Origin of the sequence: Neobacillus sp. SAB-20_R2A (assembly GCF_049568635.1) — a bacterium.
GTDB lineage: Bacteria > Bacillota > Bacilli > Bacillales > Cytobacillaceae > Neobacillus > Neobacillus citreus.
This window is the reverse complement of record NZ_CP145895.1, coordinates 5,525,220-5,551,612: the sequence shown is the minus strand read 5'-3', so window position 1 is coordinate 5,551,612 and position 26,393 is coordinate 5,525,220. Positions and strand designations below refer to the sequence as shown.

At 40.6% G+C, this 26,393-nt stretch carries 22 protein-coding genes; 10 read left to right on the top strand and 12 right to left on the bottom strand.

Annotation, left to right across the window (positions count from 1 at the left end):
- Nucleotides 1–25: 25 nt before the first annotated feature.
- Entirely contained in the window at nt 26–955 is a 930-nt protein-coding gene (locus V5M37_RS27160) for a LytR family transcriptional regulator (RefSeq protein ID WP_423799989.1), read from the bottom strand.
- 345 nt (nt 956–1,300) lie between these two features.
- On the opposite strand from V5M37_RS27160, the gene V5M37_RS27155 reads away from it, so the two are divergent.
- From V5M37_RS27155 to V5M37_RS27135, 5 genes are all read left to right on the top strand, one after another.
- Nucleotides 1,301–3,532 carry a DUF4145 domain-containing protein gene (locus V5M37_RS27155; RefSeq protein WP_423799988.1) on the top strand — a complete coding sequence of 744 codons (2,232 nt, stop codon included), beginning with the start codon at nt 1,301–1,303 and terminating at the stop codon, nt 3,530–3,532.
- 250 nt (nt 3,533–3,782) lie between these two features.
- A complete protein-coding gene (locus tag V5M37_RS27150) occupies nt 3,783–5,351 on the top strand; it encodes a vanadium-dependent haloperoxidase (protein WP_423799987.1) in 1,569 nt (522 codons plus the stop codon).
- A 507-nt stretch (nt 5,352–5,858) separates the two neighbouring features.
- Nucleotides 5,859–6,608, top strand: coding sequence for an SGNH/GDSL hydrolase family protein (locus tag V5M37_RS27145; RefSeq protein WP_423799986.1), 750 nt, complete (start codon nt 5,859–5,861; stop codon nt 6,606–6,608).
- Between the two features lie 121 nt (nt 6,609–6,729).
- A complete protein-coding gene (locus V5M37_RS27140; RefSeq protein WP_423799985.1) occupies nt 6,730–7,113 on the top strand; it encodes a VOC family protein in 384 nt (127 codons plus the stop codon).
- 710 nt (nt 7,114–7,823) lie between these two features.
- On the top strand, nt 7,824–8,123 hold the full coding sequence (locus V5M37_RS27135; RefSeq protein WP_423799984.1) for a hypothetical protein: 300 nt from the start codon (nt 7,824–7,826) through the stop codon (nt 8,121–8,123).
- Between the two features lie 128 nt (nt 8,124–8,251).
- On the opposite strand, the gene V5M37_RS27130 is transcribed toward V5M37_RS27135, so the two are convergent.
- The 4 genes from V5M37_RS27130 to deoD form a co-directional block, all read right to left on the bottom strand.
- Complete coding sequence (locus V5M37_RS27130) at nt 8,252–8,986, bottom strand: GntR family transcriptional regulator (RefSeq protein WP_423799983.1); 735 nt, start codon at nt 8,984–8,986, stop codon at nt 8,252–8,254.
- 13 nt (nt 8,987–8,999) lie between these two features.
- Complete coding sequence (gene deoB, locus V5M37_RS27125) at nt 9,000–10,178, bottom strand: phosphopentomutase (protein ID WP_423799982.1); 1,179 nt, start codon at nt 10,176–10,178, stop codon at nt 9,000–9,002.
- The gene (locus V5M37_RS27120; RefSeq protein ID WP_423799981.1) at nt 10,175–11,581 is read right to left on the bottom strand and encodes an MFS transporter; all 1,407 of its coding nucleotides are present in this window, start codon (nt 11,579–11,581) and stop codon (nt 10,175–10,177) included. The genes deoB and V5M37_RS27120 overlap by 4 nt, the downstream gene beginning before the upstream one ends.
- A 158-nt stretch (nt 11,582–11,739) precedes the next feature.
- A complete protein-coding gene (gene deoD / locus V5M37_RS27115; RefSeq protein WP_423799980.1) occupies nt 11,740–12,453 on the bottom strand; it encodes a purine-nucleoside phosphorylase in 714 nt (237 codons plus the stop codon).
- Between the two features lie 191 nt (nt 12,454–12,644).
- Between deoD and V5M37_RS27110 the strand changes: the two genes are divergently transcribed.
- Complete coding sequence (locus tag V5M37_RS27110; RefSeq protein WP_423799979.1) at nt 12,645–13,040, top strand: hypothetical protein; 396 nt, start codon at nt 12,645–12,647, stop codon at nt 13,038–13,040.
- A 188-nt stretch (nt 13,041–13,228) separates the two neighbouring features.
- Entirely contained in the window at nt 13,229–13,909 is a 681-nt protein-coding gene (locus V5M37_RS27105) for a serine/threonine protein kinase (RefSeq protein ID WP_423799978.1), read from the top strand.
- An 83-nt stretch (nt 13,910–13,992) separates the two neighbouring features.
- On the opposite strand, the gene V5M37_RS27100 is transcribed toward V5M37_RS27105, so the two are convergent.
- The 6 genes from V5M37_RS27100 to V5M37_RS27075 all read right to left on the bottom strand — a co-directional run bounded on the left by V5M37_RS27100 (nt 13,993) and on the right by V5M37_RS27075 (nt 19,840).
- A complete protein-coding gene (locus tag V5M37_RS27100; protein ID WP_423799977.1) occupies nt 13,993–14,820 on the bottom strand; it encodes a mechanosensitive ion channel family protein in 828 nt (275 codons plus the stop codon).
- 241 nt (nt 14,821–15,061) lie between these two features.
- Nucleotides 15,062–16,876 (bottom strand): bifunctional diguanylate cyclase/phosphohydrolase, encoded by a 1,815-nt coding sequence (locus V5M37_RS27095; protein ID WP_423799976.1) that lies wholly within the window; start codon nt 16,874–16,876, stop codon nt 15,062–15,064.
- A gap of 172 nt (nt 16,877–17,048) precedes the next feature.
- Nucleotides 17,049–17,642 carry a DUF5317 domain-containing protein gene (locus V5M37_RS27090; RefSeq protein WP_423799975.1) on the bottom strand — a complete coding sequence of 198 codons (594 nt, stop codon included), beginning with the start codon at nt 17,640–17,642 and terminating at the stop codon, nt 17,049–17,051.
- A gap of 264 nt (nt 17,643–17,906) precedes the next feature.
- The gene (locus V5M37_RS27085) at nt 17,907–18,371 is read right to left on the bottom strand and encodes a CD3072 family TudS-related putative desulfidase (protein ID WP_423799974.1); all 465 of its coding nucleotides are present in this window, start codon (nt 18,369–18,371) and stop codon (nt 17,907–17,909) included.
- Nucleotides 18,361–18,936, bottom strand: a complete 576-nt coding sequence (locus V5M37_RS27080; protein WP_423799973.1) for a CD3073 family putative ECF transporter S component — start codon at nt 18,934–18,936, stop codon at nt 18,361–18,363. Before V5M37_RS27080 ends, V5M37_RS27085 begins: the two co-directional genes overlap by 11 nt.
- 22 nt (nt 18,937–18,958) lie before the next feature.
- Complete coding sequence (locus V5M37_RS27075; protein WP_423799972.1) at nt 18,959–19,840, bottom strand: selenium metabolism-associated LysR family transcriptional regulator; 882 nt, start codon at nt 19,838–19,840, stop codon at nt 18,959–18,961.
- A 276-nt stretch (nt 19,841–20,116) separates the two neighbouring features.
- Between V5M37_RS27075 and V5M37_RS27070 the strand changes: the two genes are divergently transcribed.
- Nucleotides 20,117–21,568, top strand: a complete 1,452-nt coding sequence (locus V5M37_RS27070) for an amidase (RefSeq protein WP_423799971.1) — start codon at nt 20,117–20,119, stop codon at nt 21,566–21,568.
- A gap of 59 nt (nt 21,569–21,627) precedes the next feature.
- On the opposite strand, the gene V5M37_RS27065 is transcribed toward V5M37_RS27070, so the two are convergent.
- The gene (locus V5M37_RS27065; protein ID WP_423799970.1) at nt 21,628–23,202 is read right to left on the bottom strand and encodes a sigma-54 interaction domain-containing protein; all 1,575 of its coding nucleotides are present in this window, start codon (nt 23,200–23,202) and stop codon (nt 21,628–21,630) included.
- Nucleotides 23,203–23,427: 225 nt separating this feature from the next.
- Here V5M37_RS27065 and V5M37_RS27060 point away from each other — a divergent pair, with 225 nt between their 5' ends.
- Both V5M37_RS27060 and pruA read left to right on the top strand, forming a co-directional pair.
- On the top strand, nt 23,428–24,411 hold the full coding sequence (locus tag V5M37_RS27060; protein ID WP_423799969.1) for a proline dehydrogenase family protein: 984 nt from the start codon (nt 23,428–23,430) through the stop codon (nt 24,409–24,411).
- A gap of 54 nt (nt 24,412–24,465) precedes the next feature.
- The gene (pruA, locus tag V5M37_RS27055) at nt 24,466–26,097 is read left to right on the top strand and encodes an L-glutamate gamma-semialdehyde dehydrogenase (RefSeq protein WP_423799968.1); all 1,632 of its coding nucleotides are present in this window, start codon (nt 24,466–24,468) and stop codon (nt 26,095–26,097) included.
- Nucleotides 26,098–26,393 lie beyond the last annotated feature (296 nt).

Here is a 26,393-nt window from a genome sequence, read left to right as displayed (position 1 = left end):
TAATTCGAGCATTAATTACATTAGTTTAGTTAGAATTGCTTAACTCCAATTGTGATTTTAATTCGCTTTGTACCCTTTGTTTCTCTTCAGGGACAACTATTCCGTAATAAATTTTGTTAATCTTTGTGCCTGTTTCTTTTATTTCGATTTGTTCAATGCTGTTTCCGGCCGTTTTATCATTTTTTTGAATGGCTGCCATTTGGTCAAAGGTTAAGTTTGTTTTGACATTTTTACCGAGGGCGGAGAAGATGTCAGAGAAGTTTGTTAAGCTAGAAAGACTGGCACCTTCTTTAATAACTGCTTGAATGATTTGACGCTGCCTTTCTTGTCGTCCAAAGTCCCCTCTAGGGTCCTCGTGTCTCATCCTTGAATAACTTAACGCTTCATCCCCATTTAGAGTGATCTTTCCTTTTGCGAAATGGTATTGGCCGACAGTAAAGTCCAGGTCATTCTGGACCGTTACCCCGCCAACCGCATCGACAATGTCTTTAAAGCCTTCCATATTAATTTGGATATAATAATCGATCGGGATATCGAGAAAGCTTTCAACGGTATCCATTGCCATCGGTACTCCGCCGAATGCATAAGCATGATTGATCTTGTCCTCTTTGCCCTTGCCGACTATTTCAGTGCGAGTGTCACGCGGTATGCTTAACATTTTTACCGACTGTTTTTGTGGGTTTACAGCCAATACGATCATGGAGTCAGAACGGCCTTTGTCACCTTGACGTTCATCGACACCCAACATTAACACAGTAAATGGATCCTTCTTTACTTCAACTGGCTCTTGGCGTTTATCTGATTGTTTTCGTTCAATTGGGTGATGCATGGTATCGACGGCGGTTTTAAACGATTTATATATGGAATAACTGTAAATTCCGAATGATAAGAACAACACAAGAAGAGTGATGAGCGTTATTTTGACCCATTTTCTCTTCTTTTTTTGGGTTTTCATTTAGGGAATCCTCCTTTATTTTAAACTGTTGGCTGGGTTATATAAACGATACAAATCCTGATGCCGTTTTTTTTGAGAGACAGTTGGCCTCAGTCTTCCATTTTCTCACAAAACAATATTTATGTAACTATTAACTTTTTCCAAGAAAAGTAAGGTGCTGCCAAATATAACAGTCATAAAAACCTCCCATCCCTATGGTCCTTTACTTTTTATATAGTTATTTACCAAAAAAGATGTTGGATGAATGGGGATGACATGGTTGGCAATTATTTTAATAGTATTGAAAAGTTTTAAGATACTTTAGGTAAAAATTAGTTAAAATGTACTTATAGAAGAGGTGGACAGATGATTTATAACGAGGAAGGAATAAAACAACGTATAGCAGAGATTCTTACTATATTAATTGATAAAGATATAAACGAACAAATTAAGCTGGCATATAAGTACATCTATTCTGATCCCAAGAGTTCTTTAACCAAGTCTAGGATTGCACTTGAAAAGATTGTCTCGGATGTATATTTGAAGGAAACAGGTCAAGATTCACGAGGTTCCTCCCTGGGCAACATCCTAAATAACCCAAGTTTTAATCATAGAATTGCTATCCCAATTCTCAATTTGATGAGACATATAAAGGCTATGGGGAACATAGGTCCTCACCCCGGGCCTGGCAATGCTAAAGATGCAATAAGAGTGTTAGACAGTTTACTAGATATTGTGGAATGGTATGTTCAAAGTTATAAAACTAGTGAAACCAGTCAAGAGAAGCAGCAGGTGTTCCAGGATTCTGAAGTAAGCAAGGCTGATAAGGAGTTTCAAGCAGGAGAAGAAGCAAGACTCACGGGTGATAGGCTTGAGGCAGCGACTCACTATAAAAAAGCGGCAGAATTAGGACATGTTGAGTCCCAATTTGTGTTAGGTTTACTATTTTATGAAGGAATCATTGAAACCGATTATGCGAGTGCTATCCAGTGGTTTAAAAGGGCAGCAGAGCAAGGGCACGCAGGGGCACAAGCAAAGCTGGGCAGTATCTATCGGAGAGGAACGGGGGGAGAAGTAAATCTGTTAGAGGCATTTTTTTGGTTTAAAAAAGCGGCTGTTCAAGGCGATCCGGATAGTCAATTTTGCCTTGCAGAGATCTATTATAACGCTCAAGGAGTGGAACAGAATTACAATAAGGCAATCGAATGGTACTCCAAGGCTGCGGAACAAGGGCATGCAGAGGCTCAATATAACCTTGGGTTAATGTATGACGGGGGATATGGAATGGAGCGGGACCCTAATCGGGCCATGAAGTGGTATCATCGTGCGGCAGAACAAGGACACGCGCAGGCGCAATTTTACCTTGGCTGCAAGTACGAATATGGAGATACTGGGATACAGTCAGAACTTAAACAAGCGGTGGAATGGTTTACGAGGGCTGCAGTGCAAGGCCATACTGGTGCCCAAAATACCCTAGGGACGATGTACTCCAATGGGAATGGAGTAGAGGAGAACTTAAAGCAGGCCGTGGGATGGTATCGAAAAGCGGCCGAGTTAGGAGACGAGGGTGCTCAGTATAATCTTGCGGGCATGTATGAGCACGGACTTGGAGTAGCCCAAGACCTCGAGCAGGCACTAGGATGGTACAGGAAGGCAGCCGAGAAGGGGCTTCAGCCTGCTCAGATTATTGTTGAAGGAACTGAAAAACGAATGCAAGCGGTGGAGCAATATAAGATAGGGGCAGAACAGGGGGATGTGAATGCCCAGTATAGGCTTGGACTGGCATATGCTGATTCAACCGGATTAGGAAAAGATTATAAGTTAGCGCTGGAATGGTATAAGAGGGCAGCCAAGCAAGGCCATGAGGATGCCCACCTTCAGCTTGGGGCGATGTTCGAATATGGGTGGGGAGTGGAGAAAGATCCTGAACAGGCGGTAGGATGGTATCGAAAGGCAGCTGAGCAGGGTGTTGATCGTGCTCAGTATAGACTTGGAGTCGCCTATGCTAAGGGGAATGGAGTAGCCAAAGACTATGAGCAGGCGTTGGAATGGTTTAAAAAAGCAGCTGAACAGGGAAACGCGTGGGCACACAATAGTATAGGGGACTTGTATGCCAGGGGATTAGGAGTACCTCAAAACCTGATTCAAGCGGTGGAATGGTATCAAAAGGCGACGACGCTGGAAAGCAATACACTTGCTATTGCAAATCTTAGGAACACCCTGTATCGACTAGGGGTCATGTATACGCAGGGATCTAAAGTAGCCAAGGATTATCGGGAAGCCGTAAAGTGGTTTAGGAGGGCAGCCGAGAAAGGAAGTGTTGCTGCTGAGTATAGCCTCGGATATGCCTATGAACATGGGTTTGGTGTAGTTCAAGATCAAGCCCATGCAGTAGAATGGTACAGAAGGGCAGCAGAGCGAGAGCATGCCGCAGCCCAGTACAGACTTGGAGATATGTATGCAAAGGGGATAGGAGTAGAGCAAGACCAGCCCCAAGCTGAACAATGGTATAAGAAAGCGGCAGAGCAAGGGTTTGAAGGTGAGTCATTAGGCTGGACACCAAAGGGTCATACTACTATTCGTTTTAACTCTTTTTAAAAATTGTATTCAGTCAACAGTTGGGTTATTAACTGTTATTAAGTACGACCAGTTCAAGTGGAAGTTTACTCCATATATTCGCGTATTAAATCAAGCGGGTACTCCAATTTGGAGGAGAGCACCGGGGATACAATAAGGAAAAAGAGTGATAGAAAACTAGTAAAAGAATCTAAGCCATGGAAATATATCTGAATACCTTATATTGAGTCTATATAAGAATAGATGACGATATGAAAAAAGGTGTGATTAAATGGAAAAAGGTGAAGATTCTAAGGAGAATTTAAAGCAACACAACTCTTGTGTAATTGGACCTAACAATGCAAAAGAGCGTCGGAAGGAAGCGTATCATGTTCGTGGAGAAATTGTAGAATTCCAAAAAAAGGAACCCCTCCCGGAACATCACTGTAATAACGATGAACATTTGTTTTTTAATAAAATTGCCAACTATTCCAAAGGGCTTCCTCACAATTCACTCGGAGAGGTCGAACTTAAGGCTTATAAATCCTACATTCATTCATTAAGGACAGGCAGTCCAAGTGATTTTGAATCCATTCCAATAGGCGGAGTTGTTAAACTTTCCAACCCTCAAGCCTCTTATGCATTTGAACTAGTCGGACCTGATAGTCACCATTTGAGTGTAAATGCTCCTCCGTCATTCAGCAGTGCATGGGAGGCAAGTGATATTGCAGAAGTTTACTGGCAGGCACTTACACGCGATGTCCCTTTTGAGGACTATAACACCAATCCTTTGACCTTATTGGCAGCCTCGGACCTATCCAAATTTTCGGATTTCCGGGGACCAAAGGCTAATAGATTGGTTTCTACAGGTACTTTATTCCGGGGTGTAACACCGGGTGACCTAATCGGACCATATATCTCCCAGTTTTTATTGAATGACATTCCCTTTGGGGCCACAACCATTATCCAGAGATATAGAACCACACTAGCAGGGGACGATCATATAACCTCTTATCCAGAATGGTTAAATATTCAGGACGGATTATCCCCAACAACGAAAAATACTATCGATCCCACTCCTCGCTATATCCGTAATGGTCGTGACTTAGCCGCATTTGTTCACAAGGATTTTAACTACCAATCTATACTTAGTGCTTGTTTAATTCTATCCAGCTTAGGAAATGCTGCACTTGACCCAGCTAACCCTTATCTAGATTCCAAAACACAGGTTGGTTTCATCACTTTTGGAATACCACATATTCTGGATTGGGTAGCTAAGGCTGCGAGGTCAGCATTAGAAGCTGGTTGGTTCCAGAAGTTTTTAGTCCACCGACGGCTGAGGCCAGAAGAGTTTGGTGGGCGCCTCCACAATCACTTGACCGGAGCTGCCTGTTATCCTATTCACGCTGAACTCCTTAATTCCAAAGTAGTTTCCCAGGTTCATAGCAAGTTTGGAACCTATCTTTTGCCCCAGGCTTATTCCGAAGGTTGCCCCACTCATCCATCCTATCCAGCTGGACATGCATGTATGGTCGGGGCTGGAGTAACAATGCTAAAGGCATTTTTTAATGAAGGGTTCGTTCTCCCTAATCCCGTTGCAGCTTCTTCTGATGGTCTGTCATTGATTCCTTTCCAAGGACCTTCTTTGACGATAGGAGGAGAATTAAACAAACTCGCTTCTAACATCGCCCTTGGGCGGGATGCTGCCGGCGTCCATTGGCGTTCTGATGGCATTGAAGGGCTAAAATTGGGTGAAGCAGTTGCTATCGGTATCATGCAGGATTACAAAAAGACTTATAATGAGAATTTTAACGGATTTACTCTAACCAAATTTGACGGAACTACTATAAAAATTGGATAACACGTTTAATTATGGTTGAACTTTAAATCAATAAATGAACTGAATTGAATGAGAACCTGTTGATTTTACTAAACCAGCATGTGGATGGGGTAGATGATGCATTAAGGGAAATTTCAACAGAAAGCCAATAATACGGGCAATGGGTCATCGTGGATTTGATTGAGCGGGTATTGAACGTATGATGGATGGTTGGTCGTGGTGATGATCAGAGCCGGCTACCGATAGTCTAGGAAATTTTCCAACATGCTAGCAGTCTTAAAATCGCAGTGTTTACAAAAATAGCATGTTAGATTAAAAGCCACTGCCCGTTTGAAAAGGTAGTTGGCTTTAGTCATTATGGGGAATACCAAAGGGGCGGTAAACAAATACGTGCCTCTACTCTTGGTTAATTTGTCAGTTTTTAATAGAAATTAAATACGATTCTATCTATTAGTTTCGACAAACTCCTTCTTTAGGCCTAATTATAATGATAATGGTTACATAATAAGGAATGAGGGAGGAAAAAAGTTGAAAAGAATTTTAAAGCTGTTGTCGTTACTTTTAGTGATCAGTTTATTTTTTACAACATCAGGCTTTGCCAAGAGTGAAAATGCAAAAAAATCACTGGTTGCATTGGGGGATTCTATCCCATTTGGATATGGGCTTACTGATAGTATTGATGAACCATCAAGAGATGCCTTTCCGTATTTAATTGGAAAAGCAGCCGACCTCCGCGTCCGCAACTTGGCTGTCCCAGGATGGAAGACATCAGACTTGTTGAATGCACTAAATCATGATCAAAAGTTCATTCAAGCGGTAAGTAAGGCAGATTATATTACGTTGAATATTGGCAGTAATGATTTGTTAAAGCCAATTAAAGATGCTTATGTGGCAAGCGGAGGAAATCTGGATAGTGCGACCATAATGGATTTGATTAATAACCAAATTCGTCCGTCTATCCCAATTCTTCAACAAAATATTCTTTTCATTGTTGGAAAAATTAATGCCCTAAACCCTAATGCTAAAATAGTACTATATAATTTTTATAATCCGTTTCTATTCCTTGGTCCATCACACCCAATCAATGCGTTAGGTGATCCTCTTATTCAGTCTATCAATCATGCATTAGAGGGATTAAAAAGTTCGCATTTATCCATAGCAAATGCTTACGTCATTGGATCGAATCCGTTAAACCTTTTACCAGGAGACATCCACCCGTCTCTTGCGGGGCATGAGCTGCTTGCTATTATTGGCTTGAACGCATTAGAAATAGAATAATATTATTAGAGTAGGGCTGTTGAAGAAAATCAACAGCCTTATTTAATTTAGAATTTTTAAGAGGTATTGTTTAGTCTTTGGTGAATTATTAATATACAAAAAGTAAAAAGGTGGAAAGAATATGAATTCAACGGTTTCTCCAATTGCCTGTAAGGTAAATAATGTATTTATTCATGTTAGTGATTTAAAAAAATCTGCAGAATGGTACAGTGATTTACTTGGTTTACCGTTTAATAAGGACGAAGTTCATTCTCCTGTTTACAATGTCCCTGTAACATCAGAAACCGGGCTTACTTTAGATGATCACACATTTGACCCAGGCTTTAAATTGAAGCCCTCAAACCACGTTTTATTTAACTTCTTCGTCAAAGATATTGATGAAGCATACCAGTTTATTAAAAATAAGGGAATAATAGTTGTTAAAGAAATAGAGCGCATAGGTGATTTTGCTTATTTTAATTTCAAGGATTTAGATGGTAATGTTTTAATGATCTGTAATTGTTAAATGTTCTGAGCAAGGGTAAAGTTTTTTACCTTTGCTTTTTTATTTGGCAATCTATTGGCGAACTTGACCTAGAAAGGGGAGTCAAAGTATCAGACAAACACCGGTTCAGGAGCAATCCAAGGTTCCTTTTACAAAAGAAAATACTGGCACCCGATCATTCCGTTTATTTATTGACTGTTCTTGATGGTTTGAACCAACAACCAGGGGAAAGTCGTGACAAGATACTTCGAAAATGGATGTTAAATGTGTGGGAATGTTGGGGACATCTACATAATTGGGTCAGAGAAGTTTGTTTCACTCTTTTAAAGTGATTTATTTTTGTAAATGTATTCATTTTGCACCAAAAATCGCATTCCATTTCATCGAAGTTGTGTTTTCGTACCTGATTTAGCACTAAAATCGTAACAAAACAATGGAAATTGTGGTCTTACGAAGTGGGATATGATTTACTGTGTAAATTATCAGTGAAAATAAGAGAAAACATAATGACCTATTTGGGGTGTTTTCCATTTATTTGGATATACTTTCCGATTTGGTGTGGTTACTTTCCGCTTTGATGATTTTACTTTCACTTTTTGGCAAATACTTTCTGATTTTCTACTTTTACTTTCCAAAATTAGCGATTTACTTTCCAAACCCTTTTTAACAGAATAAAATAATGGGTCTGTGGGAGACTATTGTAATTAACTAATTCAAAGGAGGAGTTATTTTTGAGTCACTTCACAGACCATCATCATACAGGAGAAACAGTAATGGAATCTGGGCAATATATAGATGCAGATGGAGAGAAGAAAGAACTTCGTCAAGGCGAAACATTTCCTGAATGCCCATCAACAGGGAAATCTACAACCTGGACGCACGAAAGCCACACTCATAGAACTGGTGAAACAGTAATGGAATCAGGGCATTATGTAGATGCAGATGGCGAACATGTAGTACTTAACCAAGGAGAAAAATTCCCAAGCTGCCCATCCACAGGAGAAGCAATCTCGTGGACTCATGAACAGTAAAAATGAAGTGCAATCAGGGAGCAGCCTTTTAAAGGGCTGTTTTTTCTATCGTTAGGACAAATATACTTAAAAAACAAGAAGACCACCCAGCGCCGTCACAAGCACGAGGTGGTCCTACATAACAATAGCTATTTATAAATATTTAATTTTATATTCGAAAACTGCTGCGGAATATAAAATTTATTATACAGTAATGGATTATCGCCGTTGCCGTACAGGCTTTCTAATAGTAAAAAACACTCATTTTGGCCAATTAATTTTTCTTTCCGGTCGGCTAAATTAACGGTATGTGTATATCTTATTTCTATTTCTCCATGATTCGCATCCACATACACCTGGTTCTCTAGAAAGTCCAGGAGTTGTTCTTTATCATTTAAGTCCAAAGAAAAACTTTCTACTGTTTCCATGGACATAAACGTAAAAGCATAGCCTACTAAATCGTTCCCTGTTCGATATAAACGTTCGACAGCGGCTACTCTGGAGGAATTTATTTTTAACACCTGTTTCGTATATTCTGTTTCCGCTTCTAGACGATAATGTGTATCGATTCGGTCAAATCGGCTTATATGGCACTTATGCATCGGGTTGCTTAGTTTTTCTAATTGAACACTATCAGGTTGTTTGTAAAAGGAATCAATAACAAAGTTGCCCTTGCCTGGCATGTTTCTTACTACTCCATCATCCTGCAAAAGGGCCAGCGCTTGTCTTAATGTTGCCCGACTGACGCCTAGTTTCTTTGCTAAATCTGGTTCTGAAGGAAGCCTTGAGCCTACAGGAAATTCACCTTTCGTAATTTGAAGAAGAAGCTCGTCATATACATATATATATAGTGGTCTTTTCAATTTGTCCGGTACTGTATCCATTCATTCAGATCCTTTATTTTAAAAATGGTAAGAAAGATTGACCGTGATTAGGCATTTCCACATCGAAATTGTCTGCTATCGTCGAACCAATATCCGCAAACGTATCGTTTTCAGGAAGTTTGCCAGAGCCCTTTAATTGCTTCGAATAAGCCAGCACGGGGATATATTCACGTGTATGGTCGGTACCTGGAAATGTTGGATCATTGCCATGGTCAGCCGTAATGACTAACAGATCATCTTCCCGGATTGATTCTAATACTTCATCTAAACGTTTGTCAAACGCTTCTAACGCTTTCCCATAGCCTTCCGGGTCACGGCGGTGGCCATATAAGGCATCAAAGTCGACTAAATTCAAGAAGCTCATTCCTGAAAAATCCTTCTCGATGACCTCAAGCAATTTGTCCATACCATCCATATTGTCCTTCGTACGAATCGCTTCAGTAACGCCTTCACCATCAAAAATATCATTAATTTTTCCAATGGCAATGACATCATAGCCCCCGTCCTGCAAGCTATTCATGACGGTTTTGCTAAATGGTTTTAATGCATAGTCATGACGGTTCGATGTTCTTGTAAAGTTCCCAGGCTCCCCCACATAGGGTCTGGCGATAATTCGGCCGATCAAATAGGCAGGGTCTTTGGTGATTTCCCGGACCTTTTCACAAATATCATATAATTCTTCAAGGGGGATGATGTCTTCGTGAGCTGCAATTTGCAGGACAGGGTCAGCTGATGTATAGACAATCAAATCTCCCGTCTTCATTTGATGCTCGCCGTATTCATCAATAATCGCTGTTCCGCTTGCAGGTTTATTCCCGATTACTTTACGGCCTGTTATTTCTTCGATTTGATTGATTAATTTATCTGGGAAACCATTTGGATATACATTAAATGGTTGATCAATATTTAACCCCATGATTTCCCAATGGCCTGTCATCGTATCTTTGCCAACGGATTTTTCTTGCAATTTCGTATAGTAGGCAAGAGGTTTGTCCGCTTTCGGTACACCTGGGATTTCTTCAATATTAGACAGACCTAATTTCGCCAGGTTAGGAACATTCAGTCCATTCATATACTCTGCAATGTGCAACAGCGTATGAGAACCGACATCATTAAATTGAGCTGAATCTTTTCCTTCACCGATGCCTACTGAATCCATAACGATCAAGTGTATTCGTTTAAATTTCTTCATGCTGCATTCTTCCTTTGAATCGTATTCTTTTCTACTCTCCGATCAACTAAAAGCCAAAATAAAATGATAGAAAATAAGGCAATGGCTGCAATAATGAGGATGATTGAACCATAATTCACTGCTACTGCATTATCGGACGTAAATTTTAAAAATCCAAATTGTAAATTTTTCTTATCAATTAAAAATGCTGAATAGGTGAAACCCGCTGACATCGCGATATTGATGCATAAATTATAGAATCCTAATGCTGTCCCTGATTTTTCAACCGGTACATTTTTAAGGCTTGTATCGATTAACGGCGCATACAACAAGGCAAAGCTGCAAGAAAATAGAATAAGAGAAATGACAAATATGGCAATAGATGTATCTACAAAGATGGTGCCCATTAATATACTGATTGTAATTAAACTCATGGCTAAATAAACACATTGCTTACTGCTTAAATATTTCCCTATTTTCCCGGATAACGCACCTACGAGTGCTGCTAACAAACATGCCGGTATGAACATCAAGGAAACAGTATCCAATTTGATATCATAAACAGTTGTTAATAGGAACGAGAGTGTATTTAGCGCATAAGCAGCATAGGTAGAATAAATGATAAATGCCACGATTAATACAAATAAAAATTGTTTGTTTTTAAAGAATTCAATGGTTATAAAAGCATTTTTCTTTTTACTAATATAGATTAAGAAAGCAATGACAGCTGCGATGAAGAGAATAAAAATACTCCAGTTAAAATAGGACATATACAACATGATGGAAGTAGCAACTGCTGCAATTAAAATAAGACCGATAAAGTCTACATTGTTTTTCTTTCGTTCTTCTTTTGGTAGATACTTAAGAATGAATGGTAATAATAATAAGCTTAGTAAAGGAATTAAAAATAGGTTTTGCCATTGCAGATAAGTAGAAACAAATCCGCCTGTTACGATTCCAATAACGGTCGCAAGCTGGAAACTACTTGTACTATAACCCATATATTTTTTCTGTTCTTCTAGACTTGCGTATTTAGCGACAAAAATTAAGTAAAGTGTTTCAGTCGCCCCTAAACCAGCAGCTTGGATGATTCTCGAAACCACGATTAACCAGTAATTCGTGTGTACTATATAACCAAGTAAGGATCCTGCGCAAATTAATATAATACCTGCTGCTAATAGATTTCGAACACTGATTGAATCAGATAGAGAAGAATAAACTACGGCTCCAATCCCGATGACTAATCCAGCAAGTGTTACTTGCCAGCTAACCGTACTTGCTGATACACCAAAATACTTTACTAAATCTGGAGAAATAATTTTAAAAGAGTTATCGATCACGAGTGAAAAGATCATTAAAGTTAAGATAACCGGAACAATTTTGCTTACGTTTACAATTGGTTTTTGATCAATTGAGCTATTCATTATGAATATACCTCCGACGTAAATTATGTTTGTTTTTTGAGCTGGGATAACGCTTTCTATTTGTTTTAAAAAAATTAGTATTTTACTGTTTACTTGTCGGTTATTCCAAGCACCCATCATATTTGGTGAGGTGAAGGGTGCTTGGCTGCTTTTGATTGTTATGCTAATTCCAAGGCGATTTCCATCATTTTCGTAAATGCCGTTTGACGTTCTTCAGGAGTAGTTTGTTGTCCTGTAATTAAATGATCACTTACTGTTAAAATACATAATGCGTTTACACGTGCTTGGATGGCATTCCAATATAATGACACAGATTCCATTTCGACACTCAAAATGCCCATATCTTGCCACTTTTTGATAGCTGTTGGATCAGCACTATAAAATACATCGCTTGATAAGATGTTTCCGATGTGAACTTTCTGGCCTTTTTCGTCAGCGACTTTTTTTGCTTTTTCCAAAAGCTCAAAAGAGGCCGTTAATGGAAATTGTCCAGGTAAATTAAATTGCTGGCCAAAATTTGAATCCGTTGCGGTTCCCATTCCAAAAATTACATCATATAAATCAATGTTTTCTTGCATGGCACCACAAGTACCAATTCGAATTAAATTTTTAACGCCAAAGACATTGATTAATTCCCAAGAATAGATCCCCATGCTTGGTGCACCCATCCCAGTGCCCATAACAGAAATTTTCTTCCCCTTGTATGTGCCTGTATACCCTAACATTCCTCTGACTTCGTTAAAGCACTGGGCATTCTCTAAAAAGGTTTCCGCAATAAACTTCGCTCTTAAAGGATCCCCAGGTAAAAGGACCGTTTCAGCTATTTCCACTCCGTTTGGTTTAATATGAGGTGTTTCTTTAGTAGTAACCATTGTTTTTCTGCTCCTTGGTTTAGTTGTATTTTTTTTAGACATGTCTATTTTTTAAACAAGTAAAAAATATCATAGTTTACTATTTTGTGCAAGCACTTTCATTGGATTGTCACAAAGATGCATGGGGACGGTTCTTGTGCATCATTTTATCTATTGGGCTGAGAAAGTGGTACTTTACGAAGGGGTGAAAAGTGGGAATTAACCTTTTATTTAGTGTTTTAAAGGCTAAAAGAAGGGGAGGGGGAATATTTTTTACTGAATATTCCCTTCGTGCTTCTAAACAGCAAAAAACCAGGCGGCAACCTGGTCTGGGTAACTATTTAATAACCTATTCTGGGGAGATTTCCAATAATTTGGATATACTTTCCGGATTGGTGTGGTTACTTTCCAATTCGATGATTTTACTTTCACTTTTTGAGCAAATACTTACCGATTTTCTACTTTTACTTTCCAAAATTCCACTTTTACTTTCCAACTGGGGAATAGGGCGGTTATTGTGCCTCACTCACACTTCGCTGATGCATGAGAACCGTCCCCGTGCATCATCCCCCTGGTTTATTCCTTCTATAACTAACATGTTTATATGATAATCCTTCGGTGTTTGGAATAATTTCTGAAACTTCCCTTATAAATAATCGTATAACTTTATGGAAGAGCTAAATGATCAATCCTACACAGGTTGTATGAACCTAGAAATACTCAACAAATATAATGCTCGAAATTGGGAAGTGGATTTGTTGTCAAAGTAAAAAAGCGAAACAAAGAGGAGATTTTCATGATTCCAGATTGGAAACTGGCGGATGAAGCACTCAGGAACATTGAAGTGAAAGGTAATGAAAATAATCAACCTGTTACCATTATTGGGGTTGCTGAAGGTCTGAAATGTATTGGAATCGGAACAGATGCTGCCGTTTTTCAGTATCATCTGACACCGAACTATGTATTTAAAGTATATTCCCATCAAGCATTAAAGAAAAAAGAAGTGGAGAAACATGTCTACGAACATTTAAAGGGGTCCCGTTATTTCCCACAACTTTATGGGAGCGGAATCAACTACATCGTTTTAAGTTTCGAAGAGGGAGTAACTTTTTATGATTGTCTATTGCAAGGCATTCCAATCACCGAGCAAGCCATTCAGGACGTAGAGGAGGCTCGGGAGTATGTCCGTAGTCAAGGATTGAATCCGAGAGACATTCACCTAAAAAACATCCTTCTGCAAAATGGAAGAGGCAAGGTTCTAGACGTATCGGAATATGTCAAAGAGGGAAACGACCGCCGCTGGGAACACCTTGTATGGGCATATAAAAACTTTTATCACTTCATTTCTGGCAACCAAGTACCTTTATGGATTCTAGAAACTATAAAACATTGGTATCTCCGGATGAACTTAGCAAGTTTTGGGTTGGAGGAATTTACCGAGCGAGTAAGCCGGCTTTTATTCAAACAGCGTAAATAACCCGTTATCGGTTCATCACAGGAGACTGCATTCCACAGTTGCGATGAAAAATTATAAAAGCAAAAGATAAAAACTCTTGCTTTTTATGATTTTTCGAGGCTTATGTTAGGGCTCTCTGCCATCATCAAGTCATTCTTGTAGGCAGCCATCGCAAGTTCATACCTCACCTTTTTACCCGCTTCCACGTAATCCGCTTCCTTCACAAGACCTGATAATGAATACCGGTGTCCACTGAACTCCACGTTCAGCTCCGTGATTTGGTTGAATTGGAAACTCTCTACAGGAACGCCGTTCTCATCCTTCAAAAGGTATTCACCGTACTTCTCGTTGCATGTTTGTGCCACTTCCTCCATCACCTTAAAGGCATCATCTGGATTTTGCTTATAATCCAGGACAAGACTTTCGTTCACCCGGCGCCTTCCCCGGCTCCCGTTCTGAAGTTCAGTGATGTTGCTATAGGAGACTGTATAGAGGTAACCGTCATACTGGCGGATATTCAAGTGGCGCATGCTGATTCCCTCGATTACCCCCTGATGGTTTCCGTTGATGATGACATAATCCCCGAGCTGGATTTGGCGCTCAAACAAATAAGTCAGCCCCATAATGTAATCGCGGATGATATGCTGAAAAATCAATGCCAAGGCACCTGCCACCACGACCGAACCAGTGACAAGCTTTTCCAGTTTGAAGAAATGGCTAAGGACATAAATAAAGAAAAACACCAGTCCCAATACCTTTGTCACCTGGTTGGCGAAATGCATCAATGTCTCTTCCCGCTTTTCATCCAAAAAGCTCGTGTTGTCAAAGAAAAGTCTGATGGATTTGCGGATCAAATAAACCGTAAATATAATCAGCAGTGCCACCGTTAAAATTTTTATGGGCAACTGCTGGAATAGTCCCAAGAAAGACATCCTATCAACCCCTGCTTTTTTTACACTATACCATAGGAATGCGGATAAAGAGAAAAAATTCGGGTGCCACAGTTTCCACCCGAATTTTATCTAAGATTGATAGAAATTTTTATGTCAGCATTCCCATATTTGATGCAAAAGAACCGTCCCCGTGCATCAAAAACCGCCCTGCGCCGTAGCAAGCAGAGCGTAATCATCCTCAGTATAACAATTTTTGATGCATGAGAACCGTCCCCATGCATCACCCGACTTCTTCCACGTGTTCGAGCTGTTCGATGATTTCTATGAATGGTTCGACGAATTGAGGGTCGAATTGCTTTCCGGAGCAGGCTCTTAGTTCTGCTATGCCTTCTTTAAATGTTTTTGTTTTTTGGTAAGGCCGTTCGGTTGTCATGGCGTCGAAGGAGTCAATGATGCATAAAATCCGTGCTAGTTTAGGGATCGATACTCCTTTTAGGCCATAAGGATAGCCGTTCCCGTCATACCGTTCGTGATGGAGTTCGACTAACGGAATTAAATCTTCCAGTTTCTTATTGGTCGAGATAATTTCCTTGCCCCAGGTCACATGCTTTTTCATCATTTCCCATTCATGGGGCTCAAGCTTTCCTTTTTTATTTAAAATATCCCGTGGAATTTCGAGCTTGCCAATATCATGAATGAGAGCGCCAAGGATCAGATTCTTACGCTCACTATCCGATAAGTTTAACTTGCGGGAAAAATCAACCGCATACTGGTACACCCGTTTGCTGTGACGATAGGTGTAAACATCTTTCGAAAGGAAGATTTTGAGCTGTTGCTCTGCTTCTTCGAGCTCCTTGTCCATCGAAAGGGAGTGCTGCACCGTATATTCGGAATGCTCATTAAAGAGCTGGACGAGATTTTTTCCTTGGTCCTTCGCGGAATACATGGCCTGGTCTGCGTGATTTAACAGCTCAGAAATGCTATATGTTTCCTTCGAACAGGCAGCAATTCCAGCTGAGAAGGATAGGCAGCCATAGGCCAATTTTTCAACCCCTTTAAAATGGGTATCATTAGTTTTCTTTCTAAGTTCATTGATAAAAGAATGGGCCTGACGAAGGCTAGTCTTCGGCATGAGAAGGGAGAATTCTTCTCCACCATAGCGGGCAACCGTATAGTTGTTCAACTTTGCTTCTTTTTCTAAAAGAGCACCAAACTCCTTCAGAAGCTGGTCTCCTTGGATGTGCCCGTGAATATCGTTATATTTTTTAAAATCATCAAGGTCAAGAAGAGCCACACTTAAAGGCTGCTCCGTGTCCTTGGCAATCGAGACTTCTTTTTCCAATAGTTCTTTAAAATATCCATGATTATTTAGACCGGTTAAGTAATCTCTGTTAGCTTTTTCAGAAATCATTTTAAACAAGCTAAAATGCTGTTGAAATGCTACCGATAGTAAAACGGTAATACAAGTAAATAGAAACAGGCCAAAGATGGGATTGGAACTCATTAAAGTAGCCAAAACTAGCGAAAGCATAAGAGTACTAAAATAAGGGGCAATCGCCTCTTTAATCATTTCTGCTAACACATTCATTAGATTTTCATCGGCGACTAATAAAAAATAGATCCCTAGTAAAAGGATATTTACTGCAAAATAGACACTTAAAGAAACAGCATAAGGAATTAAATTACTTGGTTGAATCGAACCTGTTGTTCCACCTAAGTAAAGAAAGACATAATGAGCCGTTATAATCATTAAAGTGTAAATTGAAAAATTATAAACATGTTTCCACCATACCATTTTTCGCAGGGAGAAAAGAAAAATCACAGAAAAAATCAATAAAACATAGAGTGTTATATTTAAGCCGAATAAAAACAGGCTTGCCAAAAATACGGAAGAATCCATCGAAAGGGCATTACCCTTCGGCGGAAGGAGAATATTATAATGATTAAGCAGCAGGATGGCGCCAACTAACGCATAAATGACAGTCCAATCATGACTGTTGTAGTTTCTAAAGTCAATTGAGACTAAAAATACGATGATGCTGCCTATGGAAACTAGGGAAATGTATCGATTAGCTGGAGTTTTAAACAGTCGCATTATTTTTCACTTCTCATATCGATAAATTTTTAAAAGAGAAGTTATGCAACATAACTTCCCTTCGGTAATCATTATTCACCAAATTTGAATCCTGATGTTAATGCAATTATAACAGAACCAATAATGATTGCATTATAAAGTAAACCAGTGATCTTAAGGCCTTGAGCTTTTTTCATCGTGTTTCACCTCCTTTAAAAGAAAGGGAGGTATCTTCACTATTTTTTTTATTTGGCTGGAGCATTAAATATTGGATAAACAGAAACGCACCAATATTCATCACCACATCGCCAATGCTAATGACTTGTGTCCGTGGATATGGAGGGCCCAATGGTATGATATCGCCTAAAAACCCAAGTATCGTTGAGTCCGTTAATAGAACATGTTTCGCGTATAAACCGTCCTTAAGGGCCTGGATATACATGGGATCGAGCACAGCTGCGGCTTCTTCCGAGACCGGCATTCGTCCCCCGTTTACCACCATCACCAAAAAGTTCAAAAACACACCGATAAATATAATTACAAACCCTTTATGATGTCTGTTTAAGTACAAAAATAGCAAACCAATGATATATACTGCCATATAAATAGATTCACTGGCTTTTCCGAGCATCTTGATATCATTCTGATAGACAAAGGTAATGATTTGAACAATCAACAATAAAGGAAAAATCCAGCCCCACTTCAGCTTTAACTGGGCCAGCCCCCTTAGATTCCCTTTCCGGATAAACCCAACAACCAAAGCCAACAAAATCCCATCATACACCATCTCTACTTGCCCACCTATATTCAATTTTATATATAAATCAATTACAGAATCTATGAAATTGAGGTAATATTTTCAATTATTATAGTAAAATATTCACCCGGCAAATTACAACAATTTTTTATAAATTTCAACAATAAATGTGACAAGTGATGCATGGGGACGGTTCTTTTGCCTCATTTCCCTCTTTTTTTATGCAAGAGAACCGTCCCCGTGCATCAAAAAAAGCCAGCTTTTCGACAAAGCTGGCCTTTAAAATGAAGAGCGTCACTCTACAAAATGTTTATCGCTGTCAAAAACCGGTTCGCTGGTATTGGGCAAATACCAATGGGTCTTTAGTTTGATACCCTTTTCAGCAAACATCATGGTCAATTCCTCCATAAAAATGCCGCGCGTGGGGTCGCAGGAGGGGCTGCTTTGGATGCCAAGAATTCCTGCAATCTCATAGCCGTTTTTTAAGTAATCCTCGGCTTGAAACAAAACAGGCTTCAAAATTTCACGGCAATGTTTTCGGTATTCCGCCGTATTATATTGCTCGTACGTCATCGGCGGCCGGTCCAGTCCTAGAAAAGTAAATTCCGGACAGGGAAGCTGCAGCAATCCATAGCCTTGTTTCATTGCCCATTCTACAGCTGAAAAAATTGCTCCCGCTGCTCTGGCCTCATCCGGAATGACGGTATTTTGGTTTAAAATACAATGGGAAACAATGAGGATCTGTTTGCTACGCTGCATTTCGGTTCTCCTTCTTTACCATTTTTGCAAAATACGGCAGCCTGGTGATCATGAACATTACGAGCAGGCAGGTAATAATTTTATCGACAAAGTTCCCGGTAATTCTGGAAATAAACGTGGAAGCAAACACACTATCACCGGCAGCCCGGAGCCAGAGCACCACAACATCCATTCCGCTGCCATTCAAACCGCCGAAAACGGCAACGGCAATGGGCGTGCCGATTAATGGGGCCACAACTGATAAAATCAGCCCTGTTATCAGTGCAACATACCATTTGGTAAAATCAAACTTTTTCGCGATATAACCAACCACTAAGGCAATCGCTACGTTCACAAGCCCAAAGAAAATGGCGGAACCTCCGGTAGTCACGCCGAGCACCACATTTGTTAAGGCGCCCGCCAGTGCTCCCCACCATGGCCCGAATAAAACAGCAATTAACACGGTGCCAATCGTATCTAAGAACAAAAGTGGAATTTTTAAAGATGAAACGACGGTACCTAAAATCACATTTAAGGCAATCCCCATTGCCGAATAGGTTAAAATCATCGTTTTGCTGGTTTTCATGGTTTTCCACTCCCTTTAAAAACTATTTAAATAATAAATTGGCAAACTCTTTGATTAACGGCCGATTTTCAGCTTCTTTAAGGGTAGTAAAATAAAAGCTGCGCTGAATTGGATCGATATTTTCGACCATTTGGACGCGGCCAGCCTTTACTGCGGGAAGAGCAGCCAGTTTTGAAATAAAGCTGATGCCAAGCCCGGCTTCAACAGCGGCAATCACCCCCTCGGTGCTTCCAATCGATAAGCCAATTTTTAAATCAGATAACTCGAAACCATGTCCGGCGAGAAATTCTTCCATTCTCTTTCTGGTGCCCGAACCGCTTTCTCTGACGACAAATTCATAGTGGGGCAGCTGGCTGAAATCCGACTCCGCCGTATGGACGAGCGGGTGATCGTTCGGCGTGATTAACACGAGCGAATCATTTGTAAGCTGGCGGGAGTTTAACTTGAGAGAAGCAGGCTTCATCCCTACAATCGCGATATCCACTTGCTGGTCGAGCAACTTTTTAAGGGAGTCCTCAGAATCATTGATATCGATGGATACCTCGACGTTTGGAAAATGATCACGAAAAGCTTTTACCAAACCGGGAACTAGGTATGTACCGGGAATGGTGCTGGCGCCGATGGTCAGGTTTCCGGTTAGGGTGTCTTGAAGTCCATGCAGATCATCCTCAAGTTTCTGCCATCTTCGTCGCAATTCTTTCGCTGCCTGGTAAACCAGCGTGCCTGCAGCCGTTGGCTGAATCCCCGCTATCCCCCTGTCAAGCAGGGGAAGTCCGAGTTCCTCTTCCAAACTTTTAATCTTAAGACTGATCGCTGGCTGTGAACTATTAAGAGCCGTTGCTGCCTCGGAAAAGCTCCCTTTCTCTACAACCAAAACAAAAGCATCAAGTTTATTTAAATTCATATGCTCACTCCATCCGTATTAGCATTTTTTATATTTGTTATTTAAAAATTTTATAGGGTGATGCATAGGGACGGTTCTCGTGCATCATACCCCGAGGGAAAGAGGTATACCAATGTAGTTTCACCACGACCTGAACTTGTAGAAATGGCAAGAAGGGGGCTATAATTAAAATATACTGATTATTCATATAATTATATGTTAAGTTGGAATGCCTAAGTATGTCTGTTTACCTTTGTAAGAGGATGAATAATATAGAAATATTACCAGGGAGGAATTATGGGTAACCAACACGGTCAAATTTGTAAGATGTCGGGTTCAGAACAAGCACGTTTAATAAGGGAGAAACAATTATCACCGGTTGAAGTAATGGGGGCTGTGTTTCATCGTATTCACCTATTAAACCCCCAATTAAACGCCTTTTGTGTACTTGACGAAGAAAATGCTATGAAGGCGGCAAAAGAGGCTGAAAAAGCGGTCATGTCGGGGGAGGAGCTAAAACCGCTCCATGGTGTTCCGATGGCCATTAAGGATTTAGTGCCGACGAAAGGGATTCGCACAACGTTTGGCTCAAAAATTTATGAGAACTTTATACCAGACGAGGACGATGTTTGCGTTGCTAGATTAAAAGATGCAGGTGCGATCATCGTTGGAAAAACGAATATTCCTGAGCTTGGATACCAATGTGTAACAGATAACAAACTATTTGGATTAACCAGAAACCCTTGGGATTTAAGCAAAACTCCTGGCGGTTCTAGTGGCGGCTCAGCTGTAGCTGTTGCCACCGGTATGACCGCTCTTTCAATTGGCAATGACGGCGGAGGATCACTTCGAGTACCTACCAGTTTTTGCGGGATATACGGAATAAAGCCATCATTCGGCAGAGTACCGCTGTATCCTGGCTGCCGTGATCCGCGGTATCCAGGTGCCAGCAGTTGGGAAACGCTGGAATGTGATGGACCTATTACAAAGACTGTAGAGGATAGCGCATTAATCTTATCGATTATTGCGGGGCCTAGCCACATGGATAGACATAGTCTACCAGATGAGGGATTAGACTATTTGGAAGTGATAAAGAATACGGACATGAAAGGATTAAAAATTGCCTATAGTCCCGATTGGGGTTATGCAACCGTTGATCCCGTTGTCCGTAAAATTACTTCAGAGGCTGTGAAGGTGTTTGAACAGTTAGGTTGTCATATTGAGATCGCTCATCCTGGTTTCTCTGATCCATTGCCTGCTTTTGCGGCCCTTATTGCACGTGACAGTGATTTAAGAGGGTTGAGAAAACTAGCGGAAGAGTACGCGGATGACATGGATCCTAGTTTACTAGCCTTTATAAGGAAAGAATGGACGGCAGAAGACCTTACAGATGCGGCAGTTGTAAGGCAAGAGATTAATATGAAAATGAGACGGTTCATGGAAGATTATGATTTGGTTTTGACCCCAACCTTGGGAGTCCCTCCATTTGAAGTTGGTATTAATGGGCCCAAATACATAGATGGCCGCAGGGTTTCACGCTCTCATTGGCTATCGTTTACCGCTCCCTTTAATATGACGGGACAACCGGCTGCAAGTGTTCCGGCGGGTTGGACAGATGAAGGGCTGCCAATCGGCTTGCAGATTATCGGCCGGCATTTAGATGATGCCCTGGTTTTACGAGCCTCAGCTGCTTATGAACAAGCCAATCCATGGAGAAACCGTTGGCCTGAAATAGTTAAACATCTCTAGGAATATTTTGAATGTCAACAGTGACAAAGGCCGGGTTCTTCTTAAGCCCGGCCTTTGTTTTATTTGTATGATTCTTGCAGACCATATTTTTTCAGTTTGTTATAAAGTGTCACGCGGGAAATTCCTAGCAATTTGGCAGCGGCCATTTTGTTTCCATAGGTTTTTTTCAGCGCTTGGATTAACTTTGACCGTTCATCTGCGGGAACGTTGTCCCTTTCTTGGAGTGGCGTTTGATAATCCCGCCTGACCAGGTTATTTGGCAGCTGGGCTGATGTGATGCGATTATCATCTGCCAGGATTACCAGTCTTTCAATCGTATTTTTCAGCTGGCGGATATTGCCTCTCCAAGGAGAATGCATGAAGGTTACCATCACCTCTGGGGCGATGTCAGGGATTGGCTTTCTATATTTATAGGCAAACTCTTTTAAAAATAATTGGACGAGTTCAGGCAAATCTTCTATTCGCTCACGGAGCGGCGGAATTGGAATCGTCACGACATTGAGGCGATAGTATAAATCCTCGCGAAACATTCCATCCTTGATTAGGATTTCCAAATCCCGGTTGGTGGCAGAGATAATCCGGACGTCGACGGGAATCGGCTGGGTGCCGCCAACCCGGTAATATTGTTTTTCTTGGAGAACGCGCAACAGTTTTACTTGAAGTTCCAGCGGCAGCTCTCCGATTTCGTCCAGGAACAAGGTGCCGTTTTTGGCCGTGTCAATTTTTCCTCGTTTGCCTTCCTTGACCGCTCCCGTAAATGCCCCTTTCTCATAGCCAAATAATTCGCTTTCAAACAGTGCTGCGGGGATGGCGCCGCAGTTGATCGCCACAAAAGGCCCATCGGAACGGGCACTCGCTTTATGAATGCCCTGGGCAAACAGTTCCTTTCCGACCCCGCTTTCTCCTGTAATCATCACAGTCGCATCGGTTTGTGCCACTTTTTTAGCCAGAGTAATCGCATCATTTATTGCCCGGCTTCTTCCTTTAATTTTATGAAAAGCATCCTCGATTTCTTTCGGCTCGATTTTACTTTCGAGGTCCTGAATATAGGCAGTGGTGGTGATTAATTCATCATTCAGCCTTACTATTTCGGTAATGTTACGTTCGACAGAAATGCCGCCGATCACTTTTTCCTCTGCCATGATCGGGAGTGTATTGATGAGTACGTGAACGCCTTCCTTGGGCTGGTTGTATTGTTGGAAGACTCCTTTGCCTTCATTTAACGTGGACATTAATACCACTGATTCCTTTTTAAAAAATTCGGTGATTTGGGCGCCAATGATTTTTTCGGCAGAGGTTTCATACAATTCTTCAGCCTTAGGATTCCAGGCAATGACTTTTCCACCGGCGTCTACGACGGTAATGGCGTCATCAACGGTACGGAGGAAGGTTTGATATACCTTCGTGAGATTCTTCCATTCTTGAAAAATCGTTTTTATTAAAATGGCAAAAGGTATTATGCCGGTTGGATTCCCAGCCTCATCGATTAACACAAGATCCTGGTGGAGCGGGAGAGACCTAAGGTCAAGTTCGGAAAGTAAAGTATTTGCAGGAATTCTTTTCATGTTATCACTGACTTTATCCTGCTCGAACGGAATGGAGAGAGAGTTTAGTGAGACTTTTTCTTTTAACATACCATCACCTTACACAATATTTAATAGTTTACAAAAGTGTTTACCTCTTTACACTTAGTTTACACTTTTGTACAAGATAATTGTACATAACTTTTGGAAGATACAGTTTTTTGAGGGGATTCTGCATTGGCATGATACTTGCATTGTAAATAGGTACAAACAAAAACGGACTTTTTGTTGAAATAGCATGTTTGATGACAATCGGAAAATTGGAGGAATCACACAATGGGACTAACTAGAGATTTTTTTATCCACCTTTCGCAAAATAAAGCCTTAAACAGTGGAGCAAAACGCTGGGGCTTGAAAATGGGGGCACAATCGGTTGTTGCCGGTACAAACATTAAGGAAATGGTCGAAAGTGTTAAGGCTTTGAATGCTCATGGCATTTCCGCCACGATTGACAATTTGGGTGAATTTGTTTTTCAGAAAGAAGAGGCACTAGAGGCAAAGGAACAAATCCTAGCGGTAATAAAGGCTATTCATGAAAATAATTTAGATGCTCATATTTCCCTGAAGCCGACTCAGCTTGGCTTGGATATCGAATACACATTTTGCGTCGATAATCTAAGGGAGATTGTTGCGCTGGCTCATGAGTATAACATCTTTATCAACTTTGATATGGAGGATTACGGCCATCTTAAACCATCCTTTGACATCATTGATGAACTATCCGTGGACTATGATAATGTTGGAACGGTCATTCAGGCCTACTTCTATGAATCGGAAGAAAATATCAAAAGATACAAGGACTACCGATTAAGAATTGTAAAAGGGGCGTATAAAGAACCTGAAAACTTAGCGTATCAGGATAAAAAAGAAATTGACCAGAACTATATTCGGCTCATCGAATACCACTTGCTGAACGGAAAGTTTACGTCCATCGCCACTCATGATCATCGGATTATTAATCATGTAAAGGAGTTTGCCAAGAAACATCAAATTCCAAAGGATAAATATGAATTTCAAATGCTTTATGGATTCAGGAAGGACTTGCAGCTGGAGCTTGCCAAAGAAGGGTTTAACTTCTGTACCTATGTGCCATTCGGAAAGGATTGGTACGGCTATTTCATGCGCCGTCTGGCTGAGCGTCCACAGAATTTAAATCTTGTGTTTAAACAAGTGTTTAATAAGAAAACCAACACTCTATTGGGAATTGGAGTAGGTGCGTTTATAGCAGGAAGAGCCAGCAAGAAAAAAGTAACCAGGTAATTCGTTTTTGGAATATTAATATACTGTAATTTTAAAAGGAAGGGACGTAAAAGAATGAGTAACGGAATTTTCAAAATCCCAACACCAACAAATGAGCCGGGCAATACCTATGCCCCAGGTACAAAAGAACGGGAAACACTAAAAGCAGAATTACAACGCCAATCTAGCGTTGTAGTCGATATCCCTGTGATTATTAATGGCGAAAATATAAAGACAGATACAGTGAAGCAAGTGGTTATGCCACATGACCATCAACATGTTTTAGCAAACTATTCGCAAGCCGGAGAAAAAGAGCTGCGTGATGCTGTTGAAGCGGCTATGGCAGCGAAAGAAGCATGGGCTAATATGGTCTGGGAACACCGCGCCGCTATTTTCTTAAAAGCTGCTGATTTAATCTCTGGACCATACCGTGATGTCATGAATGCTGCGACAATGTTAGGACAGTCCAAAACAGCTGTTCAAGCTGAAATTGATTCAGCCCAAGAATTAGTAGACTTCTTACGTTTTGGCGTTGATTATGCAAATCAGGTTTATCAAATTCAGCCAAGCAGCATGAAGAATGTATGGAATCGTACAGATTACCGTCCATTAGACGGTTTCGTATTGGCGATTTCTCCATTTAACTTCACAGCCATTGGCGGAAACTTGCCAGCAGCTCCTGCCATGATGGGGAATGTGGTCGTTTGGAAACCAGCGACAACTTCAATTCTAGCAAACTACTACTTTATGCGTATTTTAGAAGAAGCAGGATTACCAAAAGGGGTCATCAACTTCGTACCTTCTCGTGGTTCACAAGTATCAGAAGTTGTATTAACAGACCCTCGTATGTCTGGATTCCACTTTACTGGTTCAACAAGCACGTTCCAGACGATTTGGAAAACTGTCGGAGAAAACATTGCAAACTATAAATCTTATCCTCGTTTAATTGGGGAAACAGGTGGTAAAGACTTTGTATTTGCTCACGAAACGGCACAAGCAGACAAAGTAGTAGCGAACCTTGTTCGTGGTGCGTTTGAATACCAAGGTCAAAAGTGTTCAGCAGCTTCTCGCGCCTACATTCCTGCAAGCTTGTGGGAAGAGGTAAAGGCTGGTTTAGTGGCAGAAACTGCAAAGCTTAAAGTTGGGGATGTCCGCGACTTTAAAAACTTCATGGGTGCAGTTATTGATAAAGCAGCTTTCGATTCAATTACAAGCTATATCGATTACGCAGCAGATTCTGAAGAAGCGGAAATTATTGCGGGCGGTACTTATGATGATTCTGTTGGATATTTCGTTCAACCAACCATTATTGTGACAAAGAATCCAAACTTTAAGACAATGGTCGAAGAAATTTTTGGACCAGTCTTAACAATCTATGTTTATGAAAATGATAAATTGGAAGAAACATTAGAGGCAGTAGATACAGCATCTATGTATGCCTTAACCGGTTCTATTTTTGCACAAGACCGCGGGGCCATTCTTCATTTAGAACGCCGCTTATCGGGTGCAGCCGGAAACTTCTATATCAACGATAAACCAACTGGCGCGATGATTAACCAACAGCCATTTGGCGGTTCTCGTGGTTCTGGTACAAATGATAAAGCAGGTTCTGTCTTTAACATGATCCGCTGGACCAGTCCTCGTGTGATCAAAGAAAACTTTGCACCAACTGCAGATATTGCTTATCCATTTATGGATGCGGAATAATTTAATATGAAAAAATGAGGTTGAACTGATTTGGTTTCAACCTCTTTTTTATTTTACTAGATTTGTGGAGCTGGGGTTGGTTCTTCGGCCTCACAATGAGGCAAGAGAACCGTCCCCATGCATCACTACTAGGAGTATATTCCCTTTTTTTCGGGAATGAAAAAGATAGGAATAACAGGTGATATTTATTTTTTGTCCGATTTATCATAATTTAATCAGGCTCTTAGTCTGCTAAAAAGGGGAAATCGGCGATAATTGTCATTGTCTAAATTTGTCGAAACTATGTTAATATGATC

What these genes read in the sequence shown, in the direction of transcription:
- V5M37_RS27160 (WP_423799989.1), bottom strand. Translation starts at nt 955, where the DNA reads ATGAAAACCCAAAAAAAGAAGAGAAAATGGGTCAAAATAACGCTCATC.
- V5M37_RS27155 (WP_423799988.1), top strand. Translation starts at nt 1,301, where the DNA reads ATGATTTATAACGAGGAAGGAATAAAACAACGTATAGCAGAGATTCTT.
- V5M37_RS27150 (WP_423799987.1), top strand. Translation starts at nt 3,783, where the DNA reads ATGGAAAAAGGTGAAGATTCTAAGGAGAATTTAAAGCAACACAACTCT.
- V5M37_RS27140 (WP_423799985.1), top strand. Translation starts at nt 6,730, where the DNA reads ATGAATTCAACGGTTTCTCCAATTGCCTGTAAGGTAAATAATGTATTT.
- V5M37_RS27130 (WP_423799983.1), bottom strand. Translation starts at nt 8,986, where the DNA reads ATGGATACAGTACCGGACAAATTGAAAAGACCACTATATATATATGTA.
- deoB (WP_423799982.1), bottom strand. Translation starts at nt 10,178, where the DNA reads ATGAAGAAATTTAAACGAATACACTTGATCGTTATGGATTCAGTAGGC.
- V5M37_RS27120 (WP_423799981.1), bottom strand. Translation starts at nt 11,581, where the DNA reads ATGAATAGCTCAATTGATCAAAAACCAATTGTAAACGTAAGCAAAATT.
- deoD (WP_423799980.1), bottom strand. Translation starts at nt 12,453, where the DNA reads ATGGTTACTACTAAAGAAACACCTCATATTAAACCAAACGGAGTGGAA.
- V5M37_RS27105 (WP_423799978.1), top strand. Translation starts at nt 13,229, where the DNA reads ATGATTCCAGATTGGAAACTGGCGGATGAAGCACTCAGGAACATTGAA.
- V5M37_RS27100 (WP_423799977.1), bottom strand. Translation starts at nt 14,820, where the DNA reads ATGTCTTTCTTGGGACTATTCCAGCAGTTGCCCATAAAAATTTTAACG.
- V5M37_RS27095 (WP_423799976.1), bottom strand. Translation starts at nt 16,876, where the DNA reads ATGCGACTGTTTAAAACTCCAGCTAATCGATACATTTCCCTAGTTTCC.
- V5M37_RS27090 (WP_423799975.1), bottom strand. Translation starts at nt 17,642, where the DNA reads ATGGTGTATGATGGGATTTTGTTGGCTTTGGTTGTTGGGTTTATCCGG.
- V5M37_RS27085 (WP_423799974.1), bottom strand. Translation starts at nt 18,371, where the DNA reads ATGCAGCGTAGCAAACAGATCCTCATTGTTTCCCATTGTATTTTAAAC.
- V5M37_RS27080 (WP_423799973.1), bottom strand. Translation starts at nt 18,936, where the DNA reads ATGAAAACCAGCAAAACGATGATTTTAACCTATTCGGCAATGGGGATT.
- V5M37_RS27075 (WP_423799972.1), bottom strand. Translation starts at nt 19,840, where the DNA reads ATGAATTTAAATAAACTTGATGCTTTTGTTTTGGTTGTAGAGAAAGGG.
- V5M37_RS27070 (WP_423799971.1), top strand. Translation starts at nt 20,117, where the DNA reads ATGGGTAACCAACACGGTCAAATTTGTAAGATGTCGGGTTCAGAACAA.
- V5M37_RS27065 (WP_423799970.1), bottom strand. Translation starts at nt 23,202, where the DNA reads ATGTTAAAAGAAAAAGTCTCACTAAACTCTCTCTCCATTCCGTTCGAG.
- V5M37_RS27060 (WP_423799969.1), top strand. Translation starts at nt 23,428, where the DNA reads ATGGGACTAACTAGAGATTTTTTTATCCACCTTTCGCAAAATAAAGCC.
- pruA (WP_423799968.1), top strand. Translation starts at nt 24,466, where the DNA reads ATGAGTAACGGAATTTTCAAAATCCCAACACCAACAAATGAGCCGGGC.